Origin of the sequence: Chryseobacterium indoltheticum, from assembly GCF_003815915.1 — a bacterium.
GTDB classification, from domain to species: domain Bacteria; phylum Bacteroidota; class Bacteroidia; order Flavobacteriales; family Weeksellaceae; genus Chryseobacterium; species Chryseobacterium indoltheticum.
This window is the reverse complement of record NZ_CP033929.1, coordinates 1,552,848-1,569,541: the sequence shown is the minus strand read 5'-3', so window position 1 is coordinate 1,569,541 and position 16,694 is coordinate 1,552,848. Positions and strand designations below refer to the sequence as shown.

General features: G+C 33.1%; 13 protein-coding genes. 7 read left to right on the top strand and 6 right to left on the bottom strand.

All coding sequences use genetic code 11. The features are described 5' to 3' along the window. Positions 1-92 precede the first annotated feature (92 nt). The 4 genes from EG358_RS07440 to EG358_RS07425 all read left to right on the top strand — a co-directional run bounded on the left by EG358_RS07440 (position 93) and on the right by EG358_RS07425 (position 6,108). Complete coding sequence (locus EG358_RS07440) at positions 93-839, top strand: nucleotidyltransferase domain-containing protein (RefSeq protein WP_076562305.1); 747 nt, start codon at positions 93-95, stop codon at positions 837-839. 104 nt (positions 840-943) lie between these two features. Then, a complete protein-coding gene (locus EG358_RS07435) occupies positions 944-3,823 on the top strand; it encodes a TrlF family AAA-like ATPase (RefSeq protein ID WP_076562306.1) in 2,880 nt (959 codons plus the stop codon). A 1-nt stretch (position 3,824) separates the two neighbouring features. After that, entirely contained in the window at positions 3,825-4,919 is a 1,095-nt protein-coding gene (locus EG358_RS07430; RefSeq protein ID WP_076562409.1) for a nucleotidyltransferase domain-containing protein, read from the top strand. Between the two features lie 466 nt (positions 4,920-5,385). After that, the gene (locus EG358_RS07425) at positions 5,386-6,108 is read left to right on the top strand and encodes a hypothetical protein (protein WP_076562307.1); all 723 of its coding nucleotides are present in this window, start codon (positions 5,386-5,388) and stop codon (positions 6,106-6,108) included. Between the two features lie 363 nt (positions 6,109-6,471). Here EG358_RS07425 and EG358_RS07420 read toward each other — a convergent pair whose 3' ends face one another. The 4 genes from EG358_RS07420 to rpsO form a co-directional block, all read right to left on the bottom strand. Then, on the bottom strand, positions 6,472-6,906 hold the full coding sequence (locus EG358_RS07420; protein WP_076562308.1) for a cold-shock protein: 435 nt from the start codon (positions 6,904-6,906) through the stop codon (positions 6,472-6,474). Positions 6,907-7,484: 578 nt separating this feature from the next. Beyond that, positions 7,485-9,746 (bottom strand): polyribonucleotide nucleotidyltransferase, encoded by a 2,262-nt coding sequence (locus tag EG358_RS07415; protein ID WP_076562309.1) that lies wholly within the window; start codon positions 9,744-9,746, stop codon positions 7,485-7,487. A 143-nt stretch (positions 9,747-9,889) separates the two neighbouring features. Further along, positions 9,890-11,020: an acyloxyacyl hydrolase gene (locus EG358_RS07410; RefSeq protein ID WP_123890045.1), complete on the bottom strand. Its 1,131-nt coding sequence runs from the start codon at positions 11,018-11,020 to the stop codon at positions 9,890-9,892. Positions 11,021-11,232: 212 nt separating this feature from the next. Further along, complete coding sequence (gene rpsO, locus EG358_RS07405) at positions 11,233-11,502, bottom strand: 30S ribosomal protein S15 (RefSeq protein ID WP_027386233.1); 270 nt, start codon at positions 11,500-11,502, stop codon at positions 11,233-11,235. A 283-nt stretch (positions 11,503-11,785) separates the two neighbouring features. Here rpsO and EG358_RS07400 point away from each other — a divergent pair, with 283 nt between their 5' ends. The 3 genes from EG358_RS07400 to EG358_RS07390 all read left to right on the top strand — a co-directional run bounded on the left by EG358_RS07400 (position 11,786) and on the right by EG358_RS07390 (position 14,586). Next, complete coding sequence (locus EG358_RS07400; protein WP_076562311.1) at positions 11,786-12,343, top strand: pyruvate decarboxylase; 558 nt, start codon at positions 11,786-11,788, stop codon at positions 12,341-12,343. 83 nt (positions 12,344-12,426) lie between these two features. Then, the gene (mgtE, locus tag EG358_RS07395) at positions 12,427-13,749 is read left to right on the top strand and encodes a magnesium transporter (protein WP_076562312.1); all 1,323 of its coding nucleotides are present in this window, start codon (positions 12,427-12,429) and stop codon (positions 13,747-13,749) included. Positions 13,750-13,857: 108 nt separating this feature from the next. Beyond that, on the top strand, positions 13,858-14,586 hold the full coding sequence (locus EG358_RS07390) for an ABC transporter substrate-binding protein (RefSeq protein WP_076562313.1): 729 nt from the start codon (positions 13,858-13,860) through the stop codon (positions 14,584-14,586). Between the two features lie 168 nt (positions 14,587-14,754). Here EG358_RS07390 and EG358_RS07385 read toward each other — a convergent pair whose 3' ends face one another. Continuing rightward, a complete protein-coding gene (locus EG358_RS07385) occupies positions 14,755-15,204 on the bottom strand; it encodes a GAF domain-containing protein (protein WP_076562314.1) in 450 nt (149 codons plus the stop codon). Between the two features lie 11 nt (positions 15,205-15,215). Then, positions 15,216-16,643, bottom strand: coding sequence for a nicotinate-nucleotide adenylyltransferase (locus EG358_RS07380; RefSeq protein WP_076562315.1), 1,428 nt, complete (start codon positions 16,641-16,643; stop codon positions 15,216-15,218). Positions 16,644-16,694: the final 51 nt, after the last annotated feature.

Below are 16,694 nucleotides of genomic sequence, written 5' to 3'. Positions count from 1 at the left end.
CACTGTCACACTGAGCTTGTCGAAGTGTCTTGCGCCTTAAAAACATAACTAATTTAAAACCTTTGCGCCTTTGCGTTTAAAACAAAAAAACAATGACACCAAAAATACTAGATAAATTAAAAGAAATAGAGGCAACAAGAAACATAGAAATACTTCTTGCCGTAGAATCAGGAAGCCGAGCCTGGGGTTTTGCGTCTCCTGACAGCGATTATGACATACGTTTTATATACCGCCACGAAAAAGACTGGTATCTTTCACCGTGGGATAAAGACGAGACGATAGAATTTATGACCGAAGACGACCTCGACGGTTCCGGATGGGATTTGAGAAAGACTTTTCATCTCTTATTAAAATCGAATGCAGCTTTATTGAGTTGGTTCTACTCTCCTATCGTTTATGTGAAAGATGAAAAATTTTACGACTTATTTAAACCTTTAGCAGATTCTGCTTTTTCGCCAATAGCGGTTTCTTACCATTATCTGAGCATGAGCAAAAAATATCTGGAAGCCTGCAGAACCGATGAAGTAAAACTGAAATCTTATTTCTACTGCCTTCGAACTGTTCTGACAGGAAAATGGATATTAGAAAAAGGAACGGTACCGCCAGTTTTGTTCAGTGAATTGCTGGTTTTAGTCGATGATTTTACGAGAAACAAAATAGAAAATCTTGTTGCCTTAAAAGCGACCAAAGGAGAATCTTATTTTCATCCGAATGATTGGGAACTTTTTGGTTTTCTGGAGAAGATGGTGAAAGATAATGAGGAAAGAGCAAAGAGTTTGCTTGGAGGAAATAATGATAAGAGTGAGATGGAGAGGGTTTTTAGAGAGATATTGATGTAAATTCAGAGATTACGGGAAGCCGTAATCTTTTTTTGTGGATTGTGAATATATTTGTTTGTTGGGTAATTATACTAAATATTAATATATTAGAAGAAACTAAAACTATGGCAATTAACAGAGGCTCTGAATGGAATAAATGGGATCTACATATACATACGCCCGCATCCATAAATCAAAATTACGGCAACAACAATGACGGCTGGGAAAAATTTATAAATGCTCTAGAAAATCTGCCTACAGACGTCAAAGTAATAGGTATTACTGATTATTACTTCATTGATGGTTACGAAAAAGTAATGGAGTATAAACAAAGTGGAAGATTAGCTAATATCGAAAAAATTTTTCCAATCTTAGAGTTTAGGATAGATACATTTGGAAGTGCTAGCGAAAGTAAATTACAAAAAATAAATTTGCATATTCTTTTCAACTTAGATGAATCTGATTTAAAAAAAGAAATAAATTGTGTTAGAAGAGAATTCATCGAGCAAATTCCAATTACAAAGCTTGATAAACATTCAACGAAGATGCTATCAATTGATAATTTGACTTTAGAAGGAAATAATGATTTAAATACAGGCTTTGCAAATTTAATTCCTCCAACAGATATTGTCTTTAATAAAATTAAATCTGATACATGGAAAGATAAGGTAATATTATTTTTAGGTTACAAAGAATGGAGTAATTTGGATAAAAACCAGCAACTGAAACCTTTTAAAGAGGATTTATATTCGAAAGTAAATGCTTTTTTCAGTAATGGTTTTGAAACTAATAAAAAAAACCAAAATTGGCTTAATGAATATGGAAATAAGAGATTATTACATTCTTTAGATATTCATGATTTCAATTTTTTAGACACATTTGAATTTGATGAAAATGAAACAAAAAAACCAATATTAAATTACTTTTGTAATACTTGGATTAAAGCACAACCTACATTTGAAGGCTTGAAACAAATTCTCTATGAGCCAAATGAAAGAGTAAAAATTCAACTTGATAAGCCTGATTTTAAGGAAGACAAACTAGTAATTGATGAAATTCAATTTATAAGCGAAAATCAAAAATTTATCTCTGAGCCAATAAAATTAAATCAGAATCTCAATGTTATCATTGGTGGTAAATCATCTGGTAAATCAATCTTGTTATACAATATTGCAAAAACATTACTTGGCAATGAAAAGATATTTAAAGATGAAAAAATAGAAAATAAATATAACTTTAGAGAAGGAGAAAATCCTGATATAAATTTTGATTTTTTAGTAAAAACAAAAGTTGGAATCCCGCAGTCAAGATATGACCTTGAAGGAAAAAATATAATTCCAGATATTAAATATATTCCGCAAAATTATTTAATAAAATTGGCTGAACCTGAACAATATAAAACCGGTGATTCATTAAATAAAGTAATCAGAAACTTAATAATTGAAGATAAAGAATCAAGGGAAAAATATAATGATATATTTTTAACAAATGTTATAGCAAATGATAAAGAAAGAGATCGCATTATTGATAACTATTTTGAAATTAAGGAAAAAATATCTGAATTAGAAAATCTATTAAAAACTAAAAGCAATAAAGAGGTCTTAGAAAAAAATATTGAAGCTAATAATAATAAGATAACAGAATTAAAAAAAGGAATTGGTTTAACCGATGATGAAATAAAAAAATACAATCTTCTTCAAAAAGATTCTGAAGTAATTAATATTGATAAAAACAAAATTAATAATGATTATAAAAAAATATCTAAATTTAATAATGAGGCTGAACATATTCTTAATGAACTAAAAAGACAAAAAGATATCATTGCCTCTTCTTTAGAAAATGCAGAAATTCAAAGCGAGTTTATAAATCATTATCAAGATTTAGATAAGTTCATTTTAAATTTAGATGGCTTCATTTCATCGTATGAAGTACAAATAACAGATGATGGAAACACTATTTTTAAAAATGAAAATATTTTTAAGAATCTCCTTTCTAAAATAAAAAGTAGAAAAGATACAAATGATAAGGATTTAGAAAAGTACCGACAAAATGCGGAAGTTGAAAAAAATATTAAAAGTTTAGAATTATCTATAGAGGAAGATAAAAAAAATTTACTAGCGATTTCACAATTAAACAAAGAAATAGATACTTATCAAAATGAACTATTTAAAGAAAAACACAAGCTTTTTACTCTTTACATAAAGTCTTTTAAAGAATATCGTGATTTAATTAAAAACTTAAAAAAACGTGTTGAAATTTTAGAAAAAGACGGTTTAATTATCAATGGAAGAGTGAAGTTCAATTTTCCTAAATTTAGAAATGATATGCTAGATATAAGCCACGGAACATATAAATCATATAATAATTGGCAAATCATTAATTCAAACCTTTCTGCTTTAGACAAATATGATACTAAATCTTTCATATACGATTTGAAAAATATATTTGAAAATATAATTGATGGTGAATACATCCTGCTAAGTAAAGTAAGTAAACAACATGCTATTAAAAATTTACTTTACGATTATTTTTTTGATTATTGGGAAATAGAATATAAAGGTGATAAATTAGGAAAGATGTCTACAGGTAAAGCCAGTTTTGTTATTTTAATGCTTATTGTAGGTCTAAGTGAATTAAAAACACCTATCCTAATAGACCAACCTGAAGATAATTTAGATAATCGTTCCGTCTCAAAAGATTTAGTAGAATATTTAAAACACAAAAAGAAAGAGCGTCAAATAATATTGGTTACTCACAACCCTAATATAGTTGTAAATGCGGATGCCGAGAATATTATAGTTGCAAATCAAAAAGGTCAAAATGATATTGAAAGTACAAGCGATTATATTTTTGATTATGTAAATGGAGCTATCGAAGACTCATTTTCTAAAGACATAAATAATACAAATTTGTTAAAATCTATGGGAATTAGAGAACATATAGCTGAAATTGTTGAAGGAGGAAAAGAAGCATTCAAAAAACGCGAAGAAAAATATGGATTCTAAAATGACCATCCAAACCCTTAAAAATAAAAACCTCATCCTCTTCCAATCCATCTCGGGAAGCCGCTCTTTCGGTCTCGCAACGGAAAACTCAGACACAGACATCCGTGGAGTATACTATTTACCAAAAGAAGACTTTTTTGGTTTAAACTATATTCCGCAGATTTCTAATGAAACGAATGATATTTCGTATTTCGAAATCGGGAGGTTTATAGAATTATTACAGAAAAACAATCCGAATATTCTGGAAATTCTGGCAAGTCCGGAAAATTGTATTCAGCATAAAAATCCGTTGATGGATTTGCTGAAGCCGGAAGATTTCTTATCGAAATTATGCAAAGATACATTTGCAGGTTATGCGATTTCACAAATCAAAAAAGCAAAAGGACTGAACAAAAAGATTTTAAATCCAATTGATAAAGAAAGAAAATCAATTCTTGATTTCTGTTATATTTTAGAAAATAATAGCTCTGTTCCGTTGAAAAAATGGTTGAGAGAATTCCCCTCCTCTGGAGGGATTTCCGAAGGACGGGGTGGTCTTTCCCAAGAAAAATGTGGTTTGGTAAGCATCGACAATACCAAAGGAATGTTTGCGCTTTTCTATGATGAATCGGGAGATTTAAACTACAAAGGAATTATTCAGAATGAAGAAGCCAATCAGGTTTCTGTTTCATCTGTTCCGAAAGGTGAACAATCGTTGGCTTTTATGTTTTGTAATCTAGACGCTTACTCCACCTATTGTAAAGATTACCGCGAATATTGGAAGTGGGTTTCAGAAAGAAATGAAGACCGCTACAACGTCAACCAGAACCATGGACAAAACTACGACAGCAAAAATATGATGCACACGATTCGTTTGTTACAGTCTTGTGAACATATCTTTAAAACCGGTTCGTTAGAGATTCGGGTCAAAAATCGGGATGAATTATTAGACATCAAAGCCGGAAACTGGTCGTATGATAATGTGATGAAGAAAGCCGAACAGCTGATTACATCTATTGAATATCATCATTCAAAGTCTACACTTCCTGAATTTCCTGATGTAGAAAAAACAACCAGACTTTTAGTGGAAATAAGAAATTCACTTTACAGTAATTAAAAAACAAAAGAGGCCCCGATTGGAGCCTTTTATATGATGATACGATAGCGCGGATTTGTAATCCGTGCTTCACTTAACTTTTAGTCCATTATATATTTAATTCGGAGGTGAATTTTATTCTTTTGTAATAAAGTAAGCAAAGAAAAATCAATAAGTTGATTTTATCATGCTTTTGCTCAAGCTTTGCAAAGCAAATTATTAGCTTTTGCTTTCTAAAATAGAAAATTTAAAGATAAAATCTTTGCGTTTAATAATTTAGAAACTATGATCAGAATCTCTTATCCCGAAGCCCGATAGCGCGGATTTGCAATCCGTGCTTCCAATATAAAAACCCTAGCCTCGACGCCAGGGTTGTCCATTACCCTATTTAACATAATATCCTGATTATCAAAATATTTCACTTCAAAATCAATTCTATTCAAAATAATATTTATATTTGAATTACAAATTTAAAAACACAAATATTATGTCAAGTACTTCAGAAGTTGGGCACGCTAAAAATGTAGCGAACCTTCAAAAAATCACACAGCAAGTTACCACCTACAGCCTCTACAATCCTCCGGTAGAAAACATTACAGTAGCAAACCTTCAGGCATTGTACACCACAGCTACTGCAAAATTAGCTGAGGCGGAAGATAAACGAAACGCCAACAAAAACGCAGTCATCATCCGTCAGACCGCTTTCGAAAATCTAAAATCAACATGTACCAAAATCGTTAATCTGCTCGAAATTTTAGGATTGCCACAAGGTACATTAGATCAGGCAAGATCAATGAACCGTGCAATTCAGGGCAGCTCAAAGAAAACCACCACTCCACCCGAAGAAGGTAAAAAAGCTTCCAAAACAGCTTCCACTTCCCGCCAGTCTTTCACCCAACAGGCTGAGAATTTCGGGATTCTTCTCCAGTTATTGGCAACCATTCCGGGCTACACACCGAATGAAGAAGATTTAAAATTAAACAACCTCACCAACTATCATGCATCATTAATGAGTAGTACCCAGGCTGTCGACCAGACAGAAGCCGAGCTCAATACCAAATTGATAGAAAGAGATAAAATTTTGTATGCAGAGGGTGCGGGATTGTACACCATCGCCCAGAACATCAAAAAATATGTGAAAAGCCTCTACGGTGCAACATCTCCTGAGTATACAAACGTTTCAGCAATAGAATTTACGAATAGAAAATAATATTTTTTGTGTTCAAAAGAATGTTGAAGCATAGTAACTCAATATTCTTGCAATGTAAAGTTACATTCTTGTTATGTAACTTTATTTTTTTGCGATGTTATTTCAAATTGGCACGATGCAGAATTACATTCTTGCATTGTGAACTTAAATTTTTACGTTGAAAAATCATATTCTTGCATTGTAAAACTATATTCTTACGTTGCAAAATTACATTCTTGGGATGCAAACTTCAACTCTTGCATCACAGAAAAATATTTACAAATTTCGGAATAAAAATCTATCACTAACTAAAAACAAAAAGGCTCCTATTGGAGCCTTTTATATGATATGATCTATTGGGTTTCAGTACCAAAAATCGAATAATTATTTAACCATTCTGATTTCTACTGCAACAAAACCTTTTGGAGATTTCTCTTTTTCAAAAGATACTTTGTTTCCTTTTTTGATAGGTTCCATACAGTTGTTACTGTGGAAGAAAACATTTTCTTTCGAACCGTCTTCTGTAATAAAACCGTAACCTTTTTCACTGAAAAATGTTACAATTCCTGTCTTAATCAATTCTTCAGCTTCGATAGGAGCTGCACCCAGCTGAATGTTGTTGATATCAAAATCTTCAACGTTGCTGTTATCCGGTGGTGTAGAAGTCAACTGCCCATTGGCATCCACGTACATGATCATGTCGTCTAGACCTTTACCTTTGTTGTTGCTGGTTTTACGCTCTTCTCTTTTTTGAGCTTTTTCCTTTGCTTTTTGAACTTTTTTCTTGAAATTTTCTTTTTTAGAGAAAGAATCCGCCATATATTGTATAAAATTTATTTGTTTAAACTGACTTTTTTTGGGATGTATTATATAACCCCAATAACCAATAATACTTCTTCTCTGAAGTAAAAAAGGTATCTTAATTGTTTTTCAGTAATGATGATTCAGATTGTCTTAAGAAAATATTATCGGAATAAAGATCCATTTAAGACATTAAGAAAGTGAAAACTGAGAGGAAAAATGAATATTCTAAACTATTACCGCTAAAGCAAAGATAGAAACCTTCTTATTAATTAAATGCAAATATACAACAAAAGATTGTAACTTCACCTCTCTAGCATATAATTATTTGAAATTCAATCTATTTTAATGCTTTTAAAAACGGCAATACATCATTCTTTTATTAGTCTTTAATCCTTCACGGTTTACAATATCAGCAAATTGAAAATCATAAACATTTGCTTTCAGTCTTTTCAAATCGTGTTTTCAATTCTTAACGTGAAAATAACTATTAAAACTTTGTACATAAAAAAACCACCGAAAATTTCGGTGGTTTACTTTTATGATCATAGAATTTACATCCTATGCTGTATTAAATCGTCCCTTAAGGACTTTTATTAAGCTTCGTTCAAAGGCTTGTGCTCTCCCGGCTGGTCTCTTCCTTCCGGATTTACTTTACTTTCCGGTCTCGCAGGTCTTTCAGGTCTGTTTTGTCCTTCTGGTCTTCCTTGTCCTTCTTCTCTTGGTTTTTGCTCAGGTCTTGGTGGTCTTGGCAATAAAACTTTTCTAGAAAGTTTCATTTTCTTACGGTCATCATACCCCATAAATTTCACCTCAACTTCGTCACCTTCTTTGTAAGGAACTTTATCAAGACGAGCCCATTCGATTTCAGAAATGTGAAGTAATCCTTCAGTTCCTTTTGCAATCGCTACGAAAGCTCCGAAATCCATTACTTTCACTACTTTACCTTGGTAAACTTCACCTACAACAGGTACAAAAGTAATCTCGTTGATTCTTGCAATCGCATCGTTGATCTTTTCTCTGCTAACACCAGAAATTTCGATTCTTCCGATCTCACCAACTTCTTCAATTGCGATAACCGTATCCGTATCCTTCTGCATTTGCTGAATGATTTTTCCACCAGGTCCGATTACAGCACCGATGAAATCTTTAGAGATTTCCATCATTACCATTTTCGGCGCGTGAGGTTTCACATCTTCTCTTGGTGCAGAAATAGTTTCATTTAATTTATCAAGAATATGAAGTCTTCCGTTTCTAGCCTGTAGAAGCGCTTTCTCCATAATATCCATAGAAAGTCCCTGGATTTTGATATCCATCTGACAAGCGGTGATTCCGTCTGCAGTTCCTGTTACTTTAAAGTCCATATCACCTAAGTGATCTTCGTCTCCTAAGATATCAGAAAGCACTGTGAATTTTCCGGTTTTTACGTCAGTTACCAATCCCATTGCAATCCCGGAAACCGGTTTTGTAATTTGAATACCTGCATCCATCAAAGCCAATGTTCCTGCACAAACTGTCGCCATAGAAGACGAACCGTTTGATTCTAAAATATCAGAAACGATACGGATAGTATAAGGATTTTCTTCAGGGATCATATTTGCCAAAGCTCTTTGAGCTAAGTTTCCATGACCCACTTCTCTTCTTGAAGTTCCTCTTAAAGGACGAGCTTCACCAGTTGAGAATGGAGGGAAGTTATAATGTAAGAAGAATCTTTCGTCATAATTTACCATTACGCTGTCTACCATGTTCGCATCTTTTACTGAACCTAAAGTTACAGCTGTTAAAGACTGAGTTTCACCTCTAGTAAAGATTGCAGAACCGTGAGCTCCCGGTAAATAGTCAATTTCGCTCCAGATCGGGCGAATTGTTTCAGGATCACGACCATCAAGACGGATTTTGTCATTGATAATCATCTGACGCATCGCTTCTTTTTCTACATCGTGGTAGTATACTTTTGCGAAAGGAGTTACTCTTTCCAGTTCTTCAGCATCTTCTACATATTGAGCTAAGAATTCAGCTAAAACAGCTTTGAATTTCTCACCTCTTTCTTCTTTTCCTGAAGGAGTTTTTGCTACTTCATATACTTTATCGTAAGTTTCTTTCCACACTTTCTCGCGAATTGCTTCATCGTGATTTTCGTGGCTGTATTCTCTTTTTGGTAATGATTTGCCTACTTTTTCAGCTAATCTTTCCTGAGCTTCAACTTGTTTTTTGATTTCAACGTGAGCGAACTGGATAGCTTCAAGCATTTCTGCTTCAGAGATTTCTTTCATCTCTCCTTCTACCATTACGATAGAATCTTTAGTTGCTCCCACCATGATATCAAGGTCAGCAATTTTAAGATCTTCAAATTTAGGGTTTACAGAAAGTTCACCGTTAATTCTTACTACTCTTACTTCAGACATTGGTCCGTTGAAAGGAATATCTGTGATAGCGATTGCTGCAGATGCTGCAAGACCCGCTAAATCGTCAGGAATAGATTCTCCGTCATAAGAAATCAATGAGATCATCACCTGAACTTCTGCGTGGAAATCTTCCGGGAATAATGGTCTCAAAACTCTGTCTACCAAACGCATCGTCAGGATTTCCTGATCTGAAGGTCTGGCTTCTCTTCTGAAAAAGTTTCCGGGGATTTTTCCACCAGCGTAGAATTTTTCTCTGTAATCTACTGTTAATGGTAAGAAATCTACACCGTCTTTAGCTTCTTTACTTGCTACTACGGTTGCTAAAAGCATTGTTCCGCCCATTTTTACTACTACAGATCCGTCAGCTTGTTTTGCCAGTTTCCCTGTTTCTAATGTGATTTCTCTGCCGTCTGCAAGAGTAATCAACTCTGTAATTGCTTGAGGTATACTCATAAATTGTTTTGTGTTGCGCTCCGTATTGAGCACTTTAATTATTGATATTTTCGTCTAAAATGTGATGCAAATTTAGTGTTTTTGTTTTAAATAGAATGTCGAAACTTCTTGACGCTCAATTTCAGGCATTCCATTCATATTAATTACGGATTTTTCTTATTAAAAATCCTGTAACCGAGTCTCCATTCTATATAATCTGCTTTATGAAATTTAAATGATCTCAAACCGATTCCTATCAACAGATTTTTCCCGACTGTATATTGGAAACCAACTCTCTGATAGAAAATAGTTTTATCATAACGTCGGTCAATTTCTTTTTTAAATATATAGAATCCCGGCTGAATCTGAATCGCAAATTTTGAAATCGAAAGTCGGTAAGAAGGGAATATATTTAATAAAAGCTGATCCCGTTGAAATCTTTTTGTACTTTGGATTATTCCGTTTTCATCCTGATAAAACTTGTGATTGTAATCTTCGTCATACATAAGACCAATCCCCAAGCCCAAAGATGATTTATAAGTAACCTGTCTGTGATACACCGTTTCTATTCCCCAATTCTCATAATACCTTCCTTTAAATTTATCTATCAAATCAACATCATCATAACTAAAACCTTCATCTTTTCCATAAAAAATAGAATGTCTTACGCCTCCAAAAACATTCACATCCAACGTAGAATATTTATCAAATACCGACAAAGTATCTTTCGGAGCAAATTGCCTTTCATCAAAATGATACGTGAGAGAAAGCTGTGAATTGAATGTATTCATTCCTTTATTGGGAAGTTTCAAGGCACCATTTGAAAAGTGGGTAAAATTTAAACCCAATCCTAGATCTAAATGTTTGGAAAGATAATATTTATAATTGGCTCCAAAGCTAATGTAAACACTTACTGAAGATCCGAAAGTTTGATTAAGATACCCTTTTTCCTGATCAAAAGGCGTCCAGTTGAAAGCAAAACCACCGCTTGTGTTGTAATTCCAGGAATGTGTGAGTGTTTCTTTGATGGCTCCACCGAAAGTTCCGTAAATAGCGAAAGGTCTTCCCATATCACTGTTTTTCAAGAAATCAAAAGCGACAATCCCTCCACCGTAATAAGGTCTTCCAAATCTTTTGTGCCACTCCTGACTTCCATCGGTTTGCACGGTAAGTTCTGCAGAAGCTCCGATAAATTCTCTATGCTTAAGTTCTTTTAGATAATCATTGGTTCCTAAAAATTTTCCAAACTGCATACTTACAGAACCTTGCAAATTTGATCTTCGAACACTATCCATTTCCTGAGAATTGTAAAAAGCTGACGTCAAAAGAAAGAAAAAGAGATAAAAATATTTCAAATCTGTAGTTTAATTTTAAAAACGAGCAAATTTAAACGATTTCTTTAAAGATCTGTAAATTTTAATGTTCAATTTTTCAGAATTCCAAAAAACAGCAATAAAAAAAAGCAACCTCTTTCGAAGTTGCTTCTTTATTTTGGAAATCGGATAGATTATTTTCTTAAACCAAGTTCAGCAATAATTGCTCTATATCTTGTGATATCTTTCTTCTTAAGATAATCTAATAAGCTTTTTCTCTTACCTACTAATTTCACCAAAGATCTTTCAGTATTGAAATCGTGACGATTTGCCTTCAAGTGCTGAGATAAGTGGTTAATTCTGAACGTGAAAAGAGCTACTTGCCCTTCAGCAGTTCCTGTGTCTTGTGCAGATTTTCCATGTTTTGCGAAAATTTCTGCTTTTTTTTCTGTTGTTAAGTACATTCCAATATTGTTTAATGATTATTATGTAACGGCTGCAAAAGTACGACTATTTTTTTAATCACCAAAACAGTAATTTAAATTCAGAAATAAAATAATATTGAAGCATGTAATTTTTCTAAATAATACAGTATCAGCATTTTTTAATAATAATTTAAGCAATCTACCATAGTTTGGAGACATTATTGATTCCATGTATTAAAATTGATAGAAAAATATGTTAACAAATTCTTAAATAAATTATGCCATCCCGTTAAAAGACAGTAATTTTACAGCCGACAAAAAGATGAAAAAAATTTTATTTTATACGCTTATTTCTTCTGTATTTATCATCAGTGTTTCTTCTGTGAAAGCACAAAAAACCTCATCTCATGATAAAATAAAGAAAGTTTTATACTTCAATCCTGAAGTTGAACCCGATATTGAAGAAATAAAAGAACCAACCAATCATGCATTCTTTAGTGCAGTTTCGGATAATATCAGCGCTTTTCGCAAAAACAAAATGCTGAGATCTGAAATTCAGGTTTCTTTTGACAGCATCGATTCTAAAACCATTACCGAATACAGTAAAAACAATGATGCCGACTTTGTCATTGTTCCTAAAGTAAAATATTTTAAAGTAGGATTAGGAAAATACGTTTTCTCTAATCAGGTTGTCGTAAGCATGAAACTGTTTGATGCAGAAGGAAATCTCGTTACCTCTTCAGAGTATGACACTTACCGAAAAAACATGCGCCTTTTGGGTTCCACAGAAAATTCAATAAAAATAGGAACCAACGGTGCCATGAAAAATATCCTTAAAGAATTAAGAAAGATAAAACCTTCTGCAGAAGCTGGTTTTTAAACTTTAAATAAACCTTAAATTTGGTTCATCATTCTCCTATTCTAAAAATTTGAGTTATTTTTGCATATCAAAAATTTCAGGTTTTGAATTCTACACACGAACTTACTTTTAACCCCGCCGATATTGCCGAAAGACTCAGTGAACTTCCCGCTGATGAAAGGCTACTCGCTTTCCTGAAGGTTCCGAAAGAATACAAAGCCGATGTTTTTTCGCACTTAGATCCTGATTTCCAGGAAGAAACTATCCGAAGCATTGGAAGTGATGACGTTTCAGACATTCTTAATGCGATGACTCCCGATGACAGAACAGCTCTGTTTGAGGATTTTCCGGATGAGCTGATAAAATATTCTATCAATCATCTTAATCCGCAGGAAAGAAGAATTGCCCTGAAACTTCTTGGCTACAATTCTGATTCTATTGCGCGTCTGATGACTCCTTATTACATTCAGATCCGAAAAGAATGGACGGTAAAAAGATGTCTTCAGCAGATCAAAAAAGTCGGAAAAAAAGTAGAAACCATCAATCATCTGTATGTTGTGGATGAAAGAAATCATCTTATTGACGATTTAGCTTTAGGAAGTTTATTGTTGGTGGAAGAAGACACTTTAGTTTCAGAATTAACAGATAATCAGTTTGTTGCTATTAAAACAACAACTTCCAAAGAAGATGCCGTTACTTATTTTGAAAAATATGACAGAACAGCGCTTCCCATTATTACCGAAGCCGGAGTTTTGGTTGGAATTGTAACGATTGATGATATTTTAGATCAAATTGAATCACAAAATACCGAAGATATTCAAAAATTCGGGGGACTTGAAGCTTTAGATTTACCTTATACGCAAACCTCTTTGATGGAAATGATCAAAAAAAGAGGAATGTGGCTTATTATTTTATTTTTCTCTGAAATGTTGACCGCTTCTGCGATGGGATTTTTTGAAGATGAAATTCAGAAAGCCGTTGTTTTGGCATTATTTGTACCGTTAATTATTTCAAGTGGAGGAAATTCAGGTTCACAAGCCGCAACTTTGATTATTCGTGCGATGGCATTACAGGAAATCGGTTTAAAAGACTGGTGGTACGTGATGAAAAAAGAAATTTTCACCGGATTATTTTTAGGTGGAATTTTAGGAATTATCGGATTTCTGAGAATTATGATCTGGCATAAAGCAGGATTTTTTGATTACGGAATTCATTGGGCATACATTGGCTTAAGTGTCGGATTTTCTTTAGTGATGATCGTTTTATGGGGAACACTTTCAGGTTCTATGGTTCCATTTATTCTTAAAAAATTAAAGCTAGACCCCGCTACATCTTCTGCTCCATTTGTAGCAACTTTGGTCGATGTTACCGGATTAATTATTTACTTCTCTGTTGCCGGCCTTTTCTTAACAGGAAAACTTTTGTAATTTTAGGCAAAGTCTAAAAATTGTATGAAATCGCCATGTTTGGGTTTCCAAATTATAGTGAAAATAGTGCGATTGCATATGACTTTTAAAACGCAATAAAATCTACATATGAAAGTAATTTCTCTCGTTCCTTCGATTACAGAAGCTTTATTTGATTTAGGTTTAACAGAAAACGAAATTGTCGGAAGAACAAAATTCTGCATTCACCCTTCAGAAAAAGTAAAAAATATAGAAATTATCGGCGGCACAAAAAATCTTAATATTGAGAAGATTAAAAGCCTTAAACCAGATTTAATTTTAGCCAACAAAGAAGAAAACGTCAAAGAACAGGTTGAAATTTTGATGAAAGATTTCAAAGTAATTGTTTACAATACGGAAACGATTGAAGATAATTATTACTTGTTGAAAAATTTGGGATTGCTTTTTAATAAAGAAGAACGAGCACAGGCTTTCAATCTAAAAATCTACGAAATCTTTAATCAAACCAACATAAACACAAAAGTAAAAGTTGCCTACCTTATTTGGAATAATCCTTATATGACGGTGGGATCAGATACATTTATAAATCATATTTTAAATGAAATTGGTTTTGAAAATATATTTAAAAATCAAACCCGCTATCCAATAATCAAGACTGAAGATTTAGCGAAAGCCGATGTCATCATGCTATCTTCGGAACCTTTTCCTTTTAAAGAAAAACATATTGCCGAACTAAAAAAGATTTATCCTCATAAAAAGATTATGATTGTAGATGGTGAAGCTTTTTCGTGGTACGGAACACACATTGCAAAGTGTGAAAATTATTTTAAAGAACTGATTGCTGAATTTAATGATTAAATAAAATAAGAGTTTGTCATTCTGTAGGAATCTAAGTTGCAGTAATTTTCTATATCGAGATTCCTACGGAATGACAAACTTTTTGTTTTAAATTATATTGACGAAGTTTTAAATAAAAAAACTCCGACTTAAAAAAAATCGGAGCTTATATTTTATATTTAGATAAGATTACAAAATCTTTGAAACTTCATTACAAAGCCATTCCAATAATTCTAAATCTTCTTTTGTAAAAGGATCGATCGTATGAGAATCGATGTCAATCTGACCAATATTTTCTCCATTTTTAAAAATAGGAACTACAATTTCAGCTTTTGTATCAATCGAACAGCTCAAATAATTATCCTGTAAATGTACATCGGGAACAATAAATGTTTCGTTGGAAACAGCCACCTGCCCGCAAATACCTTTTCCGTAAGGAATAATGATATGATCGGTTTCAGCTCCTACGTAAGGACCTAATTTCAGTTCGTCTTTATCACCGTTTTTAAAGTAAAAACCGGTCCAGTTGAAATAAGATATTTCCTGGTCTAATAAATGACAAACTTTCTCAAGCTTCTCATCAGTATTATGTTTTGGACTTTCAAGAATAGACGAAAGTCTTTTTTTTATTTCAGACATTGTAATATTTTTTATGAAAATTGTTTTAAAGAAAGCTCGTTTTTAAACCCGAACATCCCTCTTTCTTTTATCATTTCTGCAACACCTTCCGGAACCTGGTTTTCCCAACCGCCGATATTACAAGCAATTTTTCTTAGTATTTCTCTTGAATATATTTCCAAAAACTCAGGATTGTAGTTGGTAATATCTACAATACGATTATTGTGTTTGAAATATTTGTACAACTCTTTTAGGTTTTCTTCTACTTTTAAGTTTGAGGAATCCAACAATTCATGAGTTTCAGGATCTTTGTAAGGATACAAATACACTCTCATTCCGTTTCTGAAAAACTTACCAAAAGCTTCCAAAATACCACCTGAAAGATCTTTATAATATTTCTCGTCAAATACCATCAACATATTATTTACGCCCATCGTTACGCCAATATCACCATTGGTATAATGGGAGAAATAATCAATCAATCTATAATATTCTGAGAAATTTGAAATAATAACTGTATAGCCTAATTTACCCAGAACATCTACCCTATCAAGAAAATCTCTCTCATCAATATCTCCGTCTGCACGCAGGTTTGAAATGGTAATTTCGATAAGAATCTCGGTTTCTTCCTGTGTACAGATTGCGTCTTTCAGGAACATATCCATTCCGTTTCGCAACATATCAATATTTACTTTCGTAACCGGTCTGAAACTTCCTCTTACCGCAAAAATGTTTTTCTTATATAGAATATCCGCAGGAAGCATGTTGTTTCCTTGAGAATTGAAGATCACAGCATCAGTCATATTATTTTTCACCAGTTGCAAAGACATCAATCTGTTGTCAACATAAGCAAAAGCCGGACCGCTGAAATCTATCATATCGATCTCAAGATTGTCTGTAGAAACCTCATCATAAAGAGATTCTATCAACCTTCTTGGGTTATCATAATAATTATATGCCCCGTAAATAAGATTTACACCAAGATTCCCAAGTGTTTCCTGTTGCAAAGTAGCATCGTTTTCTTTGAATTTTACGTGAATTACAATCTCGTTGTAATCTTCGTTTTCTTTCACCTGAAAACGAATTCCGACCCAACCGTGACCTTTTACAGTTTTATCGAAATTGATGGTCGTTACCGTATTTGCATAAGAAAAGTATTTTCTTCCGGGATTACTGTCTCTGGAAATTCTTTCTTCAATCAGTGACACTTCATAGCGAAGCATTTTTCTAAGTCTGTTTTGCGTAACATACCTGTTTTTTACTTCTTTTCCGTAGATGGCATCACTAAAATCTTTGTCGTAAGCCGACATTGCCTTAGCAATTGTACCGGAAGCCCCCCCTGCTCTAAAAAAATGTCGTACAGTTTCCTGCCCTGCTCCAATTTCTGCGAAAGTACCATAAATAGTAGGATCTAGATTAATTGTTAATGCTTTTTGTTTAGGAGTTAGTTTCTGATACATTAGGACATTAAATTTTTCGTAAATTTACCAAAATTAAACCAACCTCAAAAC

Bases quoted from the DNA above. Each gene is read 5' to 3' on its own strand.
- EG358_RS07430 (WP_076562409.1), top strand. From the start codon at position 3,825: ATGACCATCCAAACCCTTAAAAATAAAAACCTCATCCTCTTCCAATCC.
- rpsO (WP_027386233.1), bottom strand. From the start codon at position 11,502: ATGTACTTAACAACAGAAAAAAAAGCAGAAATTTTCGCAAAACATGGA.
- EG358_RS07415 (WP_076562309.1), bottom strand. From the start codon at position 9,746: ATGAGTATACCTCAAGCAATTACAGAGTTGATTACTCTTGCAGACGGC.
- EG358_RS07425 (WP_076562307.1), top strand. From the start codon at position 5,386: ATGTCAAGTACTTCAGAAGTTGGGCACGCTAAAAATGTAGCGAACCTT.
- EG358_RS07435 (WP_076562306.1), top strand. From the start codon at position 944: ATGGCAATTAACAGAGGCTCTGAATGGAATAAATGGGATCTACATATA.
- EG358_RS07385 (WP_076562314.1), bottom strand. From the start codon at position 15,204: ATGTCTGAAATAAAAAAAAGACTTTCGTCTATTCTTGAAAGTCCAAAA.
- EG358_RS07410 (WP_123890045.1), bottom strand. From the start codon at position 11,020: ATGGATAGTGTTCGAAGATCAAATTTGCAAGGTTCTGTAAGTATGCAG.
- EG358_RS07380 (WP_076562315.1), bottom strand. From the start codon at position 16,643: ATGTATCAGAAACTAACTCCTAAACAAAAAGCATTAACAATTAATCTA.
- EG358_RS07440 (WP_076562305.1), top strand. From the start codon at position 93: ATGACACCAAAAATACTAGATAAATTAAAAGAAATAGAGGCAACAAGA.
- EG358_RS07420 (WP_076562308.1), bottom strand. From the start codon at position 6,906: ATGGCGGATTCTTTCTCTAAAAAAGAAAATTTCAAGAAAAAAGTTCAA.
- EG358_RS07400 (WP_076562311.1), top strand. From the start codon at position 11,786: ATGAAAAAAATTTTATTTTATACGCTTATTTCTTCTGTATTTATCATC.
- EG358_RS07390 (WP_076562313.1), top strand. From the start codon at position 13,858: ATGAAAGTAATTTCTCTCGTTCCTTCGATTACAGAAGCTTTATTTGAT.